Raw genomic sequence first — 16,719 nt, 5'->3', positions numbered from 1 at the left:
TAACCCTTCCCTCAGATCTTCTGGGCAGCAGCCTCGCGCTGGTCAGCCGTCGAGCGTGCCGCGTGCAGCGCAGAGTAGAGCTTGTTGAGGGCATTCATATAGGCTTGGGCAGAAGCGACAATGATGTCGGTGTTGGCGGCATGGCCGGAAAAGATGCGGTCTTCGTGGCGCAGGCGGATGGTGACTTCCCCAATGGCGTCGATGCCGGCAGTAACCGATTGGACAGAAAACTCGATTAACTTGTTGGGGATATTGACAATGCGGTTGATGGCCTTGTACACCGCATCCACCGGGCCTGTGCCCACGGCAGCGTCCACCCGCTCTTCCCCTTCCGGGGTTACCAGGCGCACCGTGGCAGTGGGAGCCTCTCGATTGCCACACACCACTTGGACATGCTCCAGGCGGTAGAGTTCGGGCACCGGGCGAGTTTCGTCGTTAACAATCGCTTCCAGATCCAGGTCGGAGATTTCTTTTTTCTTGTCAGCCAGCTCTTTGAAGCGCAAGAAGGCCTTGTTCAGATCCTGCTCCGACAGCTCGAACCCCAGTTCTTTGAGGCGGGTGCGAAAGGCGTTGCGGCCCGAGTGCTTGCCCAACACCAAGGTGCTCGATTGCAGGCCGATGGTCTGGGCATCCATGATCTCATAGGTCTGGCGGTTCTTCAACATGCCGTCCTGGTGGATGCCAGATTCGTGGGCAAAGGCGTTGGAGCCGACGATAGCCTTGTTGGGCTGCACCAACATGCCAGTGAGGTTGGAGACCAGGCGGGAGGTGCGATAGATCTCCTGAGTTTTGATGTGGGTGAGGGGCTTCTCGGAGTCCACCGGCAGGCCGAAGTAGGGGTTGAAGTAGCTGCGCCGCACATGCAGGGCCATCACCAACTCTTCCAGGGCTGTGTTGCCGGCCCGCTCACCAATGCCGTTGACCGTCACTTCCACCTGACGGGCGCCCTGCTTAATCGCTTCCAAGAAGTTGGCCACCGAAACCCCCAGATCGTCGTGGCCGTGCACAGAAAGGATCGCTTGCTTGATGTTGGGCACGTTCTCGCGGATGCCCTTGATCAGTTGGCCGAACTCCTCCGGCATGACGTAGCCGACGGTATCGGGGATGTTGATGGTTTTGGCCCCCGCCCGAATGGCCGCCTCAATCACCTGGTATAGGAACTCGGGATCGGAGCGGGTGGCGTCCATCATGGAGAACTCCACATCGTCCACGAAGGACTTGGCGTAGGCCACCATCTCCTCGGCAATTTGCAGCACTTCGGCGCGGGTTTTGCGCAACTGATACTTCAAGTGAATGTCTGAGGTGGAGATGAAGGTGTGGATGCGGGGCTTGGCAGCAGGCTTTAGGGCTGCAGCGGCTGCCTCAATGTCCGGCTTTAGGGCACGGGCCAGGCTGCAAATCACAGGGCCATCGGGCGTTCCCACCTGCTCGGCCACCTTCTGCACGGCCTCGAAGTCACCAGGGCTGGCATAGGCAAATCCCGCTTCGATGATATCGACGCCCAGCCGGGCCAACTGCCGGGCAATGGCCAGCTTTTCTTCGGTGTTGAGGGTGGCGCCGGGGCACTGCTCCCCGTCTCGCAGGGTGGTGTCGAAAATGAGTACGTGATCCAAAGCTTGGCCATCAAACCCGGCGACCGCGGCAGCATCCATAACGGTTACTGGGATAACGAAACACTACCTCATTATTCTGACATTAACTGGGACATTAACTGGCAGGGGTTCTAGCCTTGTTTGGGGAAGATTTGGGTGGGCTCTGTTGAGACGTCATTGGGCTTGGGTCTTGCAACCTTTCCCCTGGGATCCCCAGCGGCGGCAGAAGGAGATGGAGAAAGGTGGATCCCGAAGGCGCAGGCGATCAGTTGTTCATACTCTTTCTCATCCCTGAGAGGGCGTTCCCGGCGGCCTTCTGGAGTGGTCTCGATCCACTTAAAAGAGCCATTGGCGCGGGCGGTGAGGGTGACCCGTCCGGTCGGAGTGGCCAGGGTGCAAAGGCGCAGCCGGGTAAACATCGATTCTGGCGAAGTTTGGTGAAAGTGGCACATGGGCTCGAACTCCTGCAGGGAGCGTGGGATCCGATCCAGAAGAAATAGAGTTTTCCAGGTGCGATCCGGCTGTTCCTGCTGAACGAGCCAATACCGACGAGCGGTGGGATCCCCTGGCCAAGGGGTGAGGCGGTAGCGTCCTTCAGCCTGGGCCTGAACCCCAGGATCCCCCAGCCGCAGCGGTTCGCGAAAGGCCTCCCCATACCCCACATCTGCCAGCCAGGCTGTATCGCCAATGTTCACCTGCACAGCCAAGTGGTCGCACTCAGGCCCAAAGCGGACATCGGACTCCGACCGGCTCACCTGTCCTGAGAGCAGGTGTACCGAAAACCCCATTCCCTGCAAGGCAGCGGCCAGCAGGCTGTTCAGCTCAAAGCAAAAGCCGCCCCGCCGCTCTCGGACGATTTTTTGGAACAAGAAATCCCGCTCCAGGCGAATGGCACGACCCCGATGAATGTCCAGATTTTCAAACGGCACCCGCAGCAGGTGGGCTAGGTGGATCTGGCGGAGGGTTTGCAGGGTGGGCTGGGTGGGGCCAACGTAGCCAATCCGATCCAAGTAGGCCCTGATTTGGGAGGGGGTCAGTGGCTCTAGCATCAGCACAGAAACCGGTTGGCTGCCAAGCAAGCTTTTGGCCTACCCTAGCCTTGCCCCGGATCCCCGGCCAGAGCCAGAAGAACAGTTCACTGGAATCCGAAAGACGGCATCTTTTCCCCGGAGCCGATTTTTCTGTGGCTGTAGGGATCCCTGATGGCCAGGATATGGGCAGAGGATTCTGGTGGACGGCCAGGCCCAAGCTTGCCCAAGATGGTTTACAAGACCGTCCAAAGCAGGTGGGAGCGCTACCGATGGCTGCTGCCCAAAATTTGCCCTCCGATGAGCTTTTTCCCATCACGCTGAAGCTCTTTGCCGTCTATCAAGAAGTAATCGGACAAACCGAGATGCGCCTGCAGGTGAGCCCCGGTACCACCGTCGGGCAGCTGTGCGATCAACTGATCCAGCGCTACCCCAGCTTGGCTCCTTGGCGCTCCCAAACGCGCTTCGGTCTCAACCTCAATTTTGTAGCTGCCGACACTCCCCTATCGGCGGGAGACGAAGTCGTTCTGATCCCTCCGGTCAGCGGGGGCTGAAAAGGAGCAAAAGGAGAATGCTACGATAGCGGCAAGAAAAAAAGAAGGCGAAGCGTTACATGGCAGAATACACTCGGTCGATTTCCTTTTATGGGCGGGAAATTGACATCAATATTGGGCTGATGGCCCCCCAGGCGGGGTGCGGGGTTTGGCTGACTTCGGGCGAAACCTCGATTCTGGTTACCGCCACACGGCAGCCAGGCCGGCCTGGCGTTGATTTTATGCCCTTGTTGGTCGATTACGAAGAGCGCCTCTACGCAGCGGGGCGGATCCCGGGGGGATATTTGCGGCGGGAAGGTCGGCCACCGGAACGGGCCACTTTGATCTCTCGCTTAATAGACCGACCCATTCGTCCGTTGTTCCCGGAATGGCTGCGGGACGATGTGCAGGTGGTGGCCACCACCCTCTCTGTAGATGATACGGTGCCGCCCGATGTGTTGTGTATTTTGGGAGCCTCGTTAGCCATTCACGGCGCTCGCATCCCCTTCAACGGCCCGGTGGCGGCGGTGCGGGTGGGCTTGGTCAAGGATGAATTTATCCTCAACCCCACCTATGCCGAAATTGAGGCGGGCGATCTGGATCTGGTGGTGGCCGGCTGTGCCGATGGCGTGATCATGGTGGAAGCCGGGGCCAACCAACTGCCGGAAAAGGATGTGGTGGAGGCCATCGAGTTTGGTTTTGAGGCCATCCAGGAGCTGCTCAAAGCCCAACAGCAAGTCCTGGCGGATCTCAACATCACCCCGGTAGAGCTGCCCCCTCCCCCCAAAAACGAGGAGCTGATTGCCTTTGTAGAAGAGCAGGCTCAGGAGGGCATTCGCTCCATTCTCAGGCAGTTTTTGGACAAGACCAGCCGGGAACAGCAACTGGAGGAGCTCAAGGCCAAGCTGGAGGCCCAAATCCAGGAACGGCCAGAGGGGGATCCCTTGCGGCTCTATCTTCTGGAAAACCCCAAAGAGTTGGACAACCAGTTCAAGGCTCTGCTCAAGAAGCTGATGCGCCAGCAGATCCTGCAAGAGGGGGTGCGGGTGGATGGACGCAAGCTGGACGAGGTGCGACCGGTCTCTTGCCGGGTGGGTTTGATCCCAAGGGTTCACGGCAGTGCCTTGTTCAATCGCGGCCTCACCCAAGTCCTTTCCATCACTACCCTCGGCACCCCCGGCGATGCCCAGGAGCTGGACGACTTGCACCCGGTGGATGAGAAGCGCTACATGCACCACTACAATTTTCCGGGCTTTTCGGTGGGAGAAACGCGGCCTTCACGCTCGCCGGGACGGCGGGAGATCGGTCATGGGGCGCTGGCGGAGCGGGCCTTGGTGCCGGTGCTGCCCAAGGAAGAGGAGTTTCCCTACGTGGTGAGGGTGGTGTCGGAAGTGCTCTCCTCCAATGGTTCCACCTCGATGGGATCCGTCTGTGGCTCTACCCTTTCTCTGATGGATGCCGGGGTGCCGATCAAAGCGCCGGTCAGCGGGGTGGCCATGGGTCTTATCAAGGAGGGGGACGAGGTGCGCATCCTCACCGACATCCAGGGGATCGAGGACTTTCTGGGCGACATGGACTTCAAGGTGGCCGGTACGCGGGCGGGGATCACCGCTCTGCAAATGGACATGAAAATCACCGGCATCACCGTTGACGTGGTGGAACAGGCCATCCGGCAAGCCAAGGCCGGACGCGAGTTCATCCTCGACAAGATGCTGGAGACGATTGCTGCGCCTCGACCCCAGTTGGCCAAAACGGCTCCCCGTCTGCTCACGTTCAAGGTGGATCCGGAGGACATCGGCAAGATCATCGGCCCCGGTGGCAAGACCGTGCGCGGCATCACCGAAGCGACAGGGGCCAAGGTGGACATCAGCGACGACGGCACAATCACCGTGTCTTCCTCGGTGGGGGGGCAAGCCGAAGCCGCTCGGGAGATGATCGAAAATCTGGTGCGGCGGGTGGAAGAGGGGCAGGTGTATTTGGGCAAGGTGACCCGCATCATCCCCATCGGCGCTTTTGTGGAGTTTTTGCCCGGCAAAGAAGGCATGATCCACATTTCGCAACTGGCGGAGTACCGCGTCGGCAGGGTGGAAGATGAGGTGGCTGTGGAGGATGAGGTGGTGGTCAAGGTGCGCAGCATCGATCACAAAGGCCGCATCAACCTCACTCGCCTCGGCATTAGCCCTGAGGAAGCAGCGCGGGTGCGCAACCATCACCACTGAGGCTGCGGTTTTCCCCCAGCAACGGGGGGGCCAGGGATCCCCTCGACAGCCGCCGGCAGCGGCCAAAATGGCAGAGAAAACTCCATCGCGACAGCGGTGCGGAGCGCTTTTTAGCTGGCTCGCGTCTGCACTGCCGTTCGTGTGGTCGCGTCAGCGGTGCAAAGCCCTTTGCAATATGCCGGATCCCGTCCCTCCCTTTCTCGTTGGCCAAGGCTATACTTCTCCAGCTCGACTGTCCCCCTCCCGGCGGCGGCTGGGCTGGGCGTTGGCTTGGGGCTTGGGTTGGGCTGCTCTGCTTAACCTTTCTGCTCAGCATCCTTTGTTGGTGCGGATGGAGAGCGACGCCCAGGAGTGGCTGTACGCTTGGCGTGGCCCTCAGCAGCCTTCTCCAGAGGTGGTGATCGTCGGCATTGACGGTCATATCAGCAGCCAGGGGGAAAGCAATGATGTCGCTCTGCAACACTTTCGTGAACGCATCAGTGGTGCGGAGCACCTTGGCCAAAAGGTTGACTTTCTTCTGGAACGGGCCAACTACGCCGGCCTGACCTTGCGTCTATTGGAAGAAGCCAAGGCCAGGGTGGTGGTGCTGAACCTGCCCAGCAGCTTTGTGGTGCCGCAAAACCTGGGCAACGAGAACTTAGATGCCCCTCTACGTCAGGTGGTACAGCGCTACCCAGATCGCTTGGTCCTGGCCACCCGCAGCAGCGAGAGCTTTGGCCGCTCCGAGATTAACATCTACAACCATTTTCTGCCCTTCTCTTCTCTGCGGCTGGAGTACTTGGTGCCGCCAGAACATGTGCAGGGGGTGGTGCAACATCGGGTAGACAGTGCCGGGATCCTGCGCCAGGCCCAGTTGCGGGGGCTCTACCTGCGCCGCGACAGCCAAGAGGAGCAGATGTTCGCCTCGGTCGAGGCTCTGGCTTTTGCCAAATACGACCCGGAGCGGGCCAGCCGCTGGTTTCGAGAACGGGGTTTGCAGCCGATCCAATTCAACCCCCTCGGATCCCAGCACGGGATCCCCATCATCCCCATCGAACGGGTTTGCCCTCCAGCTGTTCTCCAGGCAGGATCCGGGTCTGTTGCCCCGATGATCAACCCCAGCCAAGCCTGCCGCGGCCAAGAAGGGATCCCTCCCCTTGACCCCGAAGTTGCCGACCAACTGCGGGACAAAATTGTCCTGGTGGGCTTTGTGGGCGGCTATCCAGAGACCTTCCCGGTGCGGACTGCGGATGGATCCCAGATTGCGGCGGTGGAGTTGCAGGCGCAAATCCTCTCCAGCCTGCTCACCGGAGAGGTCTACCAATCTGTGCCAGAGGGGGTGGCGGCTGCGGTGGTTTTGCTGCTGGGAGTGGGAACGGGACTGCTTTTGGTGCTTTATCGTCCCCCCCTACGTTCGCGTCAGCGGTGCGGAGCACTTTTGAGCCATTGGGGCTGGAAGCAACAGCAGTTTCTCCTGCGACCCATGGTAGGGCTTGCCGTTTACGAAGGGTGGGCTGTGGCCCAGTTTCTGCTGTGGCGTTGGGTTTGGCCTCTCGTCTTGCCAGCCTTGGCCAGTGGGCTAACGGGGGTAAGCCTGCTGCTCACTTTGATCATTGTGGAGAATCAGGAGCGGCTCTTGGCCCAACAGCAGGAATTGGAGCGTCTGCGTCGGGCCGAACAGGAGGCAGCTATCGACCAAGCCCGCAAGTTGCTTTACCGGGTAGCCACCGACATTCACGATCGGGAACTGCAGGAGTTGAAGGTGGTGATGGACGACTTGGAGAGCTTGCAATGGCAGCAGCAGCAAGGCAGGTCGCCCGACCCCGCCGTCTACGATCACCTGCTCGAACAACTGGAGAGGATCGGACGCGGGATCCGGAATCAGCTCAACGATGTGCGCACCCTAGCCGCCAAGCTGCGCATCTCCCCCAGCTTGCGAGAGGGGTTGCATCGCGGCATCGAGATCTATCTGGACGAGCTGATCCAAGCGGGCAGCCTGACGCTGTCTGTGGAGCGCCAACTGCAACCTCTGCAGGAGCCCAACACCGGCGAGTGGTTTGATCAGCGAGAAGACATCTTGCGCTTCTTGCGAGAGGCCATCGGCAATGTCATCGCCCACGTGCAACCCCCCAAAGGCAATGCTTCCTTTGTCAGAGTGTCGCTGGCCCAAACGAATCGCCACTGCTGCCTTTCTGTGGTCAATGACGGCATCGAGTACGCTCCCGGCCTCAGCGGCGGCTACGGCAGCAAGGCCATGAACACCATCGCCCGCTATCTACCCAAGGGATCCTGGCATCGCACCCGCACCCCAGAAGGCCATACCCATGTCGAGCTGCACTGGGAGATGCCGCTCTGAAAGACCTACACAGCACTGAACAGAACAGATTTTTGCTCAGCGCTGTTGCTTTCTTCCTGCTTCAGCAACCCTTGACTAGCGGTAGGTTTTAGACCTACCACCCCGCCAGAGGAGTCTCCACAGGCGTTAGCTTGTCGGGGTGTGGGGTTAGCTAAGCCCCGCACTGTACCCGTAGCGTCAGTGTCGGGATACAGATACCCCCACATGGTGTATGGTGAGAGTAGTTGCACAAAACGGCTTTTGCCGGAATCTGGTGCAGCTACGCGGTGGGACATCCCGTGTCTGCTCGCAGAGGGTTCTTGCGTAGGCTCCCCAATGAAGCGAGAAGCCCACACTGTACCCGTAGGGTCAGTGATGGGAGTATGTCACTTCCCCCAGAGCTTGGGGTACATTTCAAACGGTAGCTGGGGTCTAGAAACATAAACCTAACCACCCGCTCCCTGCACACTCGCACAACTGCCTAGCGTTTGCACATCAGGTTGTAGAGAATTGTGCAGCAAAGTGAGGACTCCGTCCCACTATCGCGAACAGTCAATCGGCGATTAGAGACAGCCCTCTTCCTAGGAAGCGTTCTTTGGCTTATCGGCCCAGGGATTGCAGCCAGCCGAGCAGGGTGGTACCGGACAGAGCTTCAAACAGGATCAGGGCAACAAAGCCGATCATTGCCAAACGCCCGTTCAAGCGCTCTGCATATTCGGTGAAGCCCACGCGGGGGGTGCTGTCCACATACATTTCCGGCTCGATGGCGTAGTTGTTCAGCCGACCACCTTCTTCGACGACAACGGAGCGATATCGGGTCATAGGGTTCTCCTTGTGCTTTCTTCACCAGCGTAGCTCGCTTTGCATAGGATTGTAAAGTTTTATTTACAACGTTGTTGACGCCCAATGTTCCGAGCTGCCGGGCAGAGTTCAACCAGGCCAGGAACAGCCTGTAAGCAGGGTTGTGGCTCTTGTCCCAGTACAGGGGAGCTGATAATAGCAAGGGGACTGGAGGACAACCATGTCGGTGCTGGAACAGTTAAATATGCTGCTGGATGGCCAGCCGGTGGCCAGCTTGGCGGTGCTGGAGCAGGGATCCCCGGCGGTGTCGTTGGTGCCTTTTGTGGTGCAGCGGGATCCCTTGCGCTTTGCCATTGTCATCAGCGATCTTTCTGGCCACACCCAGGCTTTGCGGGCAGATCCCCGTGCCAGCCTGCTCATCCACGAGCCGCCCACCCCAGGGGATCCCCGCAGTAACCATGCCCTGTCGCGGGTGATGGTGAGCGGAGAAGCCCAGTTTCTCAGCCGCGAGGAGGCGCAGGCGCAGGGGTTTGAAGCCCTCTACCGCGCCAAGTACGAGATTGCCGAGATGATCCTGGGCTTGGCGGATTTTCACTTCTGTCAGATCATCCCCAAAGCTGGCAGCTTCATCCAGGGGTTTGGCCAGGCATTCCGGCTGAGCGGCCCCAACCTGGATCGACTGGAGCACCTCGGTCGGGCGTAGGTACGAGGATTCCAAGGGCAGCCCATGCCATTCCCCAGCACGGGGAAGCTCCTGCTGCGCCACTTCCTAGCTCTCCTCTTGCAGGGGGGGTGAGGGGATCCCGGCGGAACGAACTCCTTTTTCAGGTTTTTTGGTGGGATCCCGGATCCAATCCAAAAGCAGCGGGTTGACCAGCTCGGGGGCTTCATCCTGGGGGCAATGGCCAACCCCCGGCAACGGGATGAACCCCACCACGCAAGGAAACTGTGCCAGGGCCCGCCCCAGAGCAATGGGTTCCCAGGGATCCGCTTCCCCCCACAAGATCAAGACGGGACAGGTGAGCTGAGGCAAGAGATCTTCAGCCAAAGGCCCCTGAGAATAGCGCACAAAGGCCAAAAAGACCTCTGCCGCCCCCGGCTCCAAAGCGGGTTTGAGCAAAAGCTGGATCAGCTCCTCGGTAACCGCTTCTTTGCGCCCGTAGGCTTGGAGGAGGATATTGCGAATGGCCCTAGCCTGGGCCACCTGAGCAAAGAAGAAACGACCAAAGGGGGGCCACCCCAGCAGGGATTGCAGCAAAGGGGTAAACTGGCGGCGCAGCCAGGAGACCTGGCCCCGTTTCCGCTCGTGCAATAGCCGCAGCGAGGGATCCAACATCGCCACCCCCAAAACCTGGGCCGGATCCAGAACCGCCGCCTGCAAAGCCACAATGCAGCCAATCGAGTTGCCCACCAGATAGACTGGCTGGCCCACCACCTCTCGGACAAAGTCTGCCACCAGGGATCCCCAGGTCTCGAAGGTGTAGGGCAAAGGGGATCCCGGCAGGGGCTTGGCGGATCCCCCAAACCCCAACAAATCGACCGCATACACCTGACAGTGCTGCCCCAGCTCCGGCAAATTTTTCCGCCAATGGTCGCTGCTGGCCCCAAAGCCATGGATGAGCAACACGGCTGGGCCTGCGGATCCCGACTGTTGGTAGCGAATGGGCTGGTCACGCCAGAGCCAGCGATGCTCTGTGTTCGCGTTAGCGCTGTATGGCAACATGGGGGTGCAGTGTAGGTTTGAGTCAGCGTTGCGATCGTGACATACTTCTGCACTCATGCTGACGCATAGAGTGCGGGGCTTCTCGGCGGTCTAGCTAACCTGAAATGACTGTGAATCCCACCTCAAGCTTCCGGGAGAAAGTGGGCAATACTGGCAGTTGAGGGGTTTGCGGTAGGTCGGCTTTGATTTGGCTGGTTGGCCTCAGCTTGTTTGGCAGCGCTTTTTGCCTCTTTTGGGGACAGTTGCTGCTGGGCAAGTTGCTGTTGCCGCTGTGGGGGGGATCCCCCCTGGTGTGGAATACCTGCCTGGCCTTTTTTCAGGCCACCCTGCTTTTGGGCTACCTGTGGGCAGACCGGCTGGGGCGCGGCCTCAATCCCAGGATGGGGGTGCTGATCCACGGGATCTTGCTGCTGGTCGGGCTGAGGCTTCTGCCCTTTCAGCTGGGGATCCCCGGCCAACCGGAAGGATGGTGGCCCCCTCTCGCTCTGTTGGCAGACTTGACTTTGGGAGCTGGAGTGCCGCTGTTTCTCCTGTCGGCGACGACGCCGTTGCTGCAACGGGGGTTGGCAGCAAGAGGGGGCGCGGAACAACAGGGGATCCCGGATCCCTACTTTCTCTATGTGGCCAGCAATGCCGGCAGCTTGGGCGGGCTGCTGGGGTACCCGCTGTTGTTGGAGCCCCGCCTGTCTTTGGCTGGGCAAACTCACCTGTGGACGGGATCCTACGCGCTGGTGGCAGCCCTGGTGCTGCTAAGCGGGGTGGGTCTGCTGCTCAGTCGCAACAGCGTTGCGGAGCAACAAGAACGCGGGGCAGATTCCCAGGGATCCGGCGCTGCTCCGGGGGATTTGACTGTTTCCTGGCGAGAGCGTTGGCGCTGGGCGGGTCTGGCTTTTTTGCCGGCGGGCCTGTTGGTGGCGGTCACCACCTTGTTGACCACCGACGTGGCGGCAGTGCCCCTGTTGTGGGCCATTCCTCTGGGGATCTATCTGCTGACACTCATGCTGGCTTTCGGGGGGATCCACCCCAATGAGTGGGTTTTGGGAACAACAGCTCTTCTGGCCTGCGGGGCGGTGGGGGTACAGGTCTTGGGCTGGGTGAGGCCCGGTTTTTTGCTTCTGCCGCTGCATCTGATCACCTTTGGGCTGGTGAGCTGGGGCTGCCACAGCCGGTTAGCTTGCCGTCGCCCGCCGGTGAAGCAGTTGACGCAGTTTTACCTGTGGCTGGCTTTGGGGGGGAGTTTGGGGGGAATGTTCTCTGCCCTCTTGGCACCGCAGGTGTTCGAGACGGTGCTGGAATATCCCCTGTTGCTGGGGATGTCGCTGGCCGTGCTGGGGGCGCAGGGGGGGCGGGTGGGCCTGTGGCTGGGGCTGGGGCTGCTCCTGCCTTTGCTGCTGTTGCACTTTCAACCGCAGGCGTTGCTGCAGGTGGGCGCTGGGGTGGGTTTGGCGTTGGGCTGGGCGGTGCTGGCGCTGTTGGTGTCAGGGGAGAGCCGTTCACAGCAGCAGAGCGGAGCCCCTGGCTGGCAGGCCAAGGTCGGTTGGGTGGGAGCAATGGCGGGGTTGGTTGTGCTGCTGGGGCAACCCTGGCTGCAGCTGGGACTGCAGGTGATCCACAGCGAGCGCAGCGCCTTCGGCCTCAACCGGATCGTGGAATACCAAACTGAGCAGGGATCCTTCCGCAGCCTTCTGCACGGCACCACTCTACACGGCAGCCAAAACTTGGATCCGGAAAAAGCGCTGGAGCCGCTGACCTATTTCGCTCGGCCTGGGCCCGTTGGGCAGGTGTTTGCGGCGTTCAGAGCCCAGACTGTGGATCCCACGCCCGCCATTGCGGTGTTGGGGCTGGGGATCGGCACGTTGGCCGCCTATGCCGAGCCAGGGGATGAGTGGACGTTTTTCGAGTTGGATCCCACCGTGGTCGATTGGGCGAGCCGCTATTTTTCCTATCTCCGGTGGGCTCAGGCACGGGCGCAGGTGCAGGTCATCCTCGGCGATGCCCGGCTCAGCCTCAAGGGGATCCCAGAGGGCAGCTACGACCTGATGGTGATGGATGCCTTCAGCTCTGACGCGGTGCCGGTGCATTTGCTCACGCAAGAGGCTTTGGCCCTCTACCTGAGCAAGCTCAAGCCCCAGGGCTGGCTGCTGTTCAACATCACCAACCGCCACCTCGACTTGGCCCCGGTGTTGGCCGGCCTGGCCGGATCCCTGCAGCTTCACGCTTGGCACCAAGACCACCGGGATCTCTCCCCTGAGCAACGGCAGGCGGGGCTGGCCCCTTCCCGCTGGGTGCTGTTATCGCCGCGCGACGCTTCGACGACCGCCTCAGTAGGGCGGAGCCCTTTGGCCCAAAACTCTGGAGTCCTGCAGGAACTGGATCCCTGGCAGCCCCTTTTGCCCCAGGCCGGGGATCCCGTCTGGCGGGATGACTTTTCCAACCTGCTGCAGGTGATCCGCTGGCCTTGGATCCCTTTGCCGAGAGGTATCCAGATCCCCAGTTCTGGATAGGAATCCGGCTGTTATCGCTATGCAACGCTTCGGCGAATGCATTAGGGTTGGGGAGCAGAAAAGTTAAAGAAATCTTTACAACTCGGAGTTGGTATGAGTTATGATTGTTTGCAACGTAACTAATGTCTGCTCAGGAACCCGGCTCATGTCTCCTCTGCAAGCCCTTACTGTCGATCCTCAAACCACCATGGCTGAAGCCTCTGAGGCCCGTTTCGTGGCAATCGGGGGCAGCCTGCGGCCCAATTCCTTAACGTACCAGGCGCTGGAGGTGGCGCGGCGCGAGTTTGAGAAGTTGGGGACCCCGTTGCACATCCTCGATCTGCGGCAGATGAAGTTGCCCTTTGTGGATGGCTCAGAGTCCTATGCGGATTATCCCGATGTGGCAGTCCTACGAGCAACCATGAAGCGGGCGGATGGGATCATCCTAGCCAGCCCGGAGTACCACGGCGGCATCAGCGGCAGCCTGAAAAATGCACTGGATCTGTTGAGCTTTGAGCAACTGGAGGGTAAGGTCTTTGGGTTAATCAGCGTTTTGGGCGGCGAGAGCAACAGCAATACCCTGAACCAGATGCGCTTGATTGTGCGTTGGGTGCATGGCTGGGTGATCCCCGAGCAGATCGCCATCGGTCGGGCTTGGAGCGCTTTTGACGAGCAAGGCAATCTCAAAGATGAGAAGCTAAAACAGCGCTTTCAACACTTTGTCCAGAGCTTGGTGACCCACACTCACAAGCTGCGCGGGATCCCAGTGGTGAAGCCTTCCTGAAATTACAGTCATTCCAAACTAGATTGAGACACTCTCCAAGCGTTCCGCGACCAACCCCAGGGAAGTTAGGAAGCCATGAAGGACGGCTGCAGACAGACTACACTGGGGCTGGGTGAGAGATGAAAACCAAATCTTTCACTGCGTCGAGGATGGGGCGAACGCCCGACGTCGAGAATCCTTGCCCCTTGGGGCGGAGAGTATGCCAAAGTTGTTCCAAACAGCAACAAGTCCGGGCCCTCTTCTTCTCACCTGTTGCCTCAGCGTTGCCCAGCAACAAATAAGGCTCAGATCCGACGGAGATCTGGCTGAGAGGGCATTGACTTGCAGAGGAACCCGCAGAATAGCTCCACACAGGTATGGTTCAGTCTGTTCCCCCTCATTCCGATAGAGCTGGGCCAATATCTCCCCTGGTGGCCCTGCAAGCGACATTGCAACAGATGCGAGAGCAAACGGATGCCAATGGGCTAATTCAGCTCACCCTCGACTATGTCGGGGCGGTGTTTGGGGCGCCGCTGGTCTGGCTGGCCTTTTACGATTATCAAAATCACCAGTTGGTGGGCCAGGGGGGAGTGACCCTTCTTGAGGATCAAACCCTACTGCGGGCGGTGCATCCTCTACAGCCGGGGGAGATCCTGGAGCAGGTGGTGATCGAGCAGCGACCGATCAGCCTGCCTGACCTCTCTCAGGAGCCGCGCATGGGCATTTGGCAGCGGGAGGCCAGGCGACTGGGCGGGATCCAGGGCTGTTTCATTTATCCCTTCTCGGCCTACGGCCCGCTGTCGCGAACGGCAGTAGGACGGCGGCGCTGCTTGGGGATTCTGATGCTGGGATCCCAAATGTGGGGGGTTACCACCCGTGAGGACGAAAAGGCTCTCCTGGGGATTTTGCTGGGGCAGTTGGCAGCCTCTCTGCAGGAGTTGGAAAACGCTTGGCAACAGCAGACCGAAAAGCGCCTTGAGGATCCGCTCCTGAGGTTGGGAACGGCGATGCGCCAGGTGGGATCCCTGCAGGAACGGGTCAGCCTGGTGAGGCAGGAGTTACAGTCTTTTCTGGGCGCTGTCCACATTCAGGTGTATTGGCACGAGCGCAGCCAGGGTCAGTTCGTTCCCCACGGGAGCGTCCCCAAAGCTGTTCGCGACAGCGGGGCGGAGAAAGTCGGAGCAGGGCCGACAGGAGAGGTCAGCCTTTCGCTGCGGGAATTGGGGGACATGTACTACACCCTCGCCGATGGCCAGGTGGTGGGCGGCACAGGGACGACTCGCTCTGAGGTTCCCCCCAAGCTGATGCAGCAGTTGCGAGCCCAGGCTGTTTTGGCAGCCCCGATTTTGCTGGAGAAGGATCTGCTGGGGTTTATCTGGGTGCAATCCGATGTGCCCCGTACCTGGCAAGCCGCTGAGCGACAGTTGGTGGCCGCTGCCGCCAATGGGTTGGCCCTGGCCAGCCCTCTGGAAAATCTGGATCGCCGCATTCGCCAGTTGGCCGATGACCAAGAGTTTGTGCAGCAGGTGGGCCGCTCGGTTTACAACCCGGCAGAGCTGCAACAGGCTCTCCAGCAAGCCATTGTCGGCCTGGCCCAGCGCCTGAAAGTCGGTGCAGTGGCCGTGTTGACGGTGGATCCCGACAGCCCCATCCCCCGCCTCTTCTACGAGTACCGCAGGGAAGGCAAGCAGACTTTGCCACAGCAGCTCAGCCCTCTGAGCGACCAGGACTGGCAGGATCTCATGCGCAGCGAGGTGGTGGTGGCAGAAAACTACGACCAAGATCTGCGCCTGCTCTCTTGGCGGCAGGAACTGGCAGGAGTTCGTTCCCTGATGCTGACCCATACCGGGGCCAACACACCCGTGGAAGGGCTGCTCTTGGTGTTGCATCCCCAGCTACGGGCCTGGAGCCGGGAAGAGCGGCAACTGCTGCGGGGGATTGCCCAACAGGTGGGGGTGATCCTGCGGCAAATTCGGTCAGAACAACGCCGGCAACGACAAGAGCAGTTGCTCAAGGGCCTGATCACCACTTGTTTAACCTTGCAAAACTCGGCCACCTTGTCAGATCTGTACACCACTACCACTCGACAGACGGCCCAATTGCTGGGGATCCCTCTGGCGCTCATGGTTAGTTGGCAGCCGGGGGAGAGCCGGGCTCAGCTCCAGCCATCTTTTGCTGCCGGGACGGAGACCGGCCCCACCGAGATCGATCTGCAAGATCCCCTACTGGCCTACGCGCTGCAGTCAGCAGAACCTCTCCCGCTCACCCAGATCCCCCCTGCCAGCCGCACTTGGCTCAGTCGCGTCAGCGGTGCGGAGCACTTTGCTACCGGCCTGGGATCCTGGCTGCTGGTCAACACTGTCCCAACGGAATCTCAGGCGGGAGCTTTGGGAGTTTTGATCTTGGGGGCAGAAGCGGGCAAGGTTTGGGATCCCGACGAGCGGGCGGCTGTGATGTTGATCGCCCAGACCTGCGGCTGGACGGTGCGGCGCTTGCTCTGGATGCAAACTTTGCAAGAGCAGCAGGAGGTGCTCAGGGAGTTGAACTGGTACAAACACCGCCGCCTGATGGACATGCAGAATGCCCTTCTGGACAGCCTGCGCCGCCTGGGTCAGGTGCCGGAGATTCCCGGAGACGAAGCCACCCGCTGGCAAAAGGTGGTGGAGATCGGCAGAGGGCTGCGGGATCTGACCGTCTCCACAGGGCCGTTGTTGCAGTCGGAAACTTGGCAGGTGCAGCCGCAGTCGCGGTCGGTGCCCTTGGCAACCTTGGTGCGCAAAAGCCTACGCCGAGTGGAGGCCCTGACCCAAAAACGCAAGTTATGGCCGCGGGCCCATGGGGACATGAGCCTTACCATCCAGGGGGATCCCGAACGACTGGAGATGGTGCTCTGGGAGGTGTTGACAGCCGCTATTTTGCGCAGCCCGGAAGGGGGGCGGCTGGATCTGTGGAGCCAAGCCAGCGTTCGCGACAGCGGTGCGGAGCCCTTTGGCTATGCAGAGCTGCTGGTGGTGGATCAGGGCAGCTTCGACCCTCACCTGATGGCTGCCCTTCAGTTGGGGCCAGAGCAGGTGATCTACGCGGATCCTCTGCTCAAGTCGCCTCTATCGGTAAGTCCTGGTCTGGAACTCAGCCTGTGTCAACGGGTGGTGCAGCGGATGGGGGGCCAGCTCTCCTTTTACCTCTCTTCCGATGGGCGTTGTGTCTCTCGGCTGCTCATGCCGATGGGCAGCGACGAGCCCCATCCCCCTGGGTAGGAAAAA

General features: G+C 60.3%; 11 protein-coding genes. 7 read left to right on the top strand and 4 right to left on the bottom strand.

Annotation, left to right across the window (positions count from 1 at the left end):
- Nucleotides 1-11: 11 nt before the first annotated feature.
- Together ACVWVQ_RS00585 and ACVWVQ_RS00580 are read right to left on the bottom strand one after the other, a co-directional pair.
- Nucleotides 12-1,652, bottom strand: a complete 1,641-nt coding sequence (locus ACVWVQ_RS00585; RefSeq protein WP_457387587.1) for a 2-isopropylmalate synthase — start codon at nt 1,650-1,652, stop codon at nt 12-14.
- A 71-nt stretch (nt 1,653-1,723) separates the two neighbouring features.
- Nucleotides 1,724-2,641 (bottom strand): arylamine N-acetyltransferase family protein, encoded by a 918-nt coding sequence (locus ACVWVQ_RS00580; protein WP_457506336.1) that lies wholly within the window; start codon nt 2,639-2,641, stop codon nt 1,724-1,726.
- 251 nt (nt 2,642-2,892) lie between these two features.
- Here ACVWVQ_RS00580 and ACVWVQ_RS00575 point away from each other — a divergent pair, with 251 nt between their 5' ends.
- The 3 genes from ACVWVQ_RS00575 (at nt 2,893) to ACVWVQ_RS00565 (ending at nt 7,707) form a co-directional block, all read left to right on the top strand.
- Complete coding sequence (locus ACVWVQ_RS00575) at nt 2,893-3,174, top strand: MoaD/ThiS family protein (protein WP_414357275.1); 282 nt, start codon at nt 2,893-2,895, stop codon at nt 3,172-3,174.
- A 59-nt stretch (nt 3,175-3,233) separates the two neighbouring features.
- On the top strand, nt 3,234-5,372 hold the full coding sequence (locus tag ACVWVQ_RS00570; protein WP_414349690.1) for a polyribonucleotide nucleotidyltransferase: 2,139 nt from the start codon (nt 3,234-3,236) through the stop codon (nt 5,370-5,372).
- A 175-nt stretch (nt 5,373-5,547) separates the two neighbouring features.
- Complete coding sequence (locus ACVWVQ_RS00565; RefSeq protein ID WP_457506334.1) at nt 5,548-7,707, top strand: CHASE2 domain-containing protein; 2,160 nt, start codon at nt 5,548-5,550, stop codon at nt 7,705-7,707.
- 579 nt (nt 7,708-8,286) lie between these two features.
- Here ACVWVQ_RS00565 and ACVWVQ_RS00560 read toward each other — a convergent pair.
- Entirely contained in the window at nt 8,287-8,508 is a 222-nt protein-coding gene (locus tag ACVWVQ_RS00560; protein WP_414349692.1) for a high light inducible protein, read from the bottom strand.
- 199 nt (nt 8,509-8,707) lie between these two features.
- On the opposite strand from ACVWVQ_RS00560, the gene ACVWVQ_RS00555 reads away from it, so the two are divergent.
- Nucleotides 8,708-9,190 (top strand): pyridoxamine 5'-phosphate oxidase family protein, encoded by a 483-nt coding sequence (locus ACVWVQ_RS00555; RefSeq protein WP_414357271.1) that lies wholly within the window; start codon nt 8,708-8,710, stop codon nt 9,188-9,190.
- Between the two features lie 66 nt (nt 9,191-9,256).
- Here the strand turns inward: ACVWVQ_RS00555 and ACVWVQ_RS00550 are convergent, their stop codons facing one another.
- Nucleotides 9,257-10,210 (bottom strand): alpha/beta fold hydrolase, encoded by a 954-nt coding sequence (locus tag ACVWVQ_RS00550; protein WP_457506332.1) that lies wholly within the window; start codon nt 10,208-10,210, stop codon nt 9,257-9,259.
- A 182-nt stretch (nt 10,211-10,392) separates the two neighbouring features.
- Here ACVWVQ_RS00550 and ACVWVQ_RS00545 point away from each other — a divergent pair, with 182 nt between their 5' ends.
- The 3 genes from ACVWVQ_RS00545 to ACVWVQ_RS00535 all read left to right on the top strand — a co-directional run bounded on the left by ACVWVQ_RS00545 (nt 10,393) and on the right by ACVWVQ_RS00535 (nt 16,713).
- Nucleotides 10,393-12,714, top strand: a complete 2,322-nt coding sequence (locus ACVWVQ_RS00545; protein WP_457506330.1) for a spermidine synthase — start codon at nt 10,393-10,395, stop codon at nt 12,712-12,714.
- A 187-nt stretch (nt 12,715-12,901) separates the two neighbouring features.
- Entirely contained in the window at nt 12,902-13,477 is a 576-nt protein-coding gene (locus tag ACVWVQ_RS00540) for an NADPH-dependent FMN reductase (protein ID WP_457506474.1), read from the top strand.
- Between the two features lie 356 nt (nt 13,478-13,833).
- Nucleotides 13,834-16,713, top strand: a complete 2,880-nt coding sequence (locus ACVWVQ_RS00535) for a GAF domain-containing protein (protein ID WP_457506328.1) — start codon at nt 13,834-13,836, stop codon at nt 16,711-16,713.
- Nucleotides 16,714-16,719 lie beyond the last annotated feature (6 nt).

Source organism: Thermostichus sp. MS-CIW-36 (genome assembly GCF_054059035.1).
Note: the sequence above shows the minus strand (reverse complement) of the source record. Positions and strands in the feature narration are given on the sequence as shown.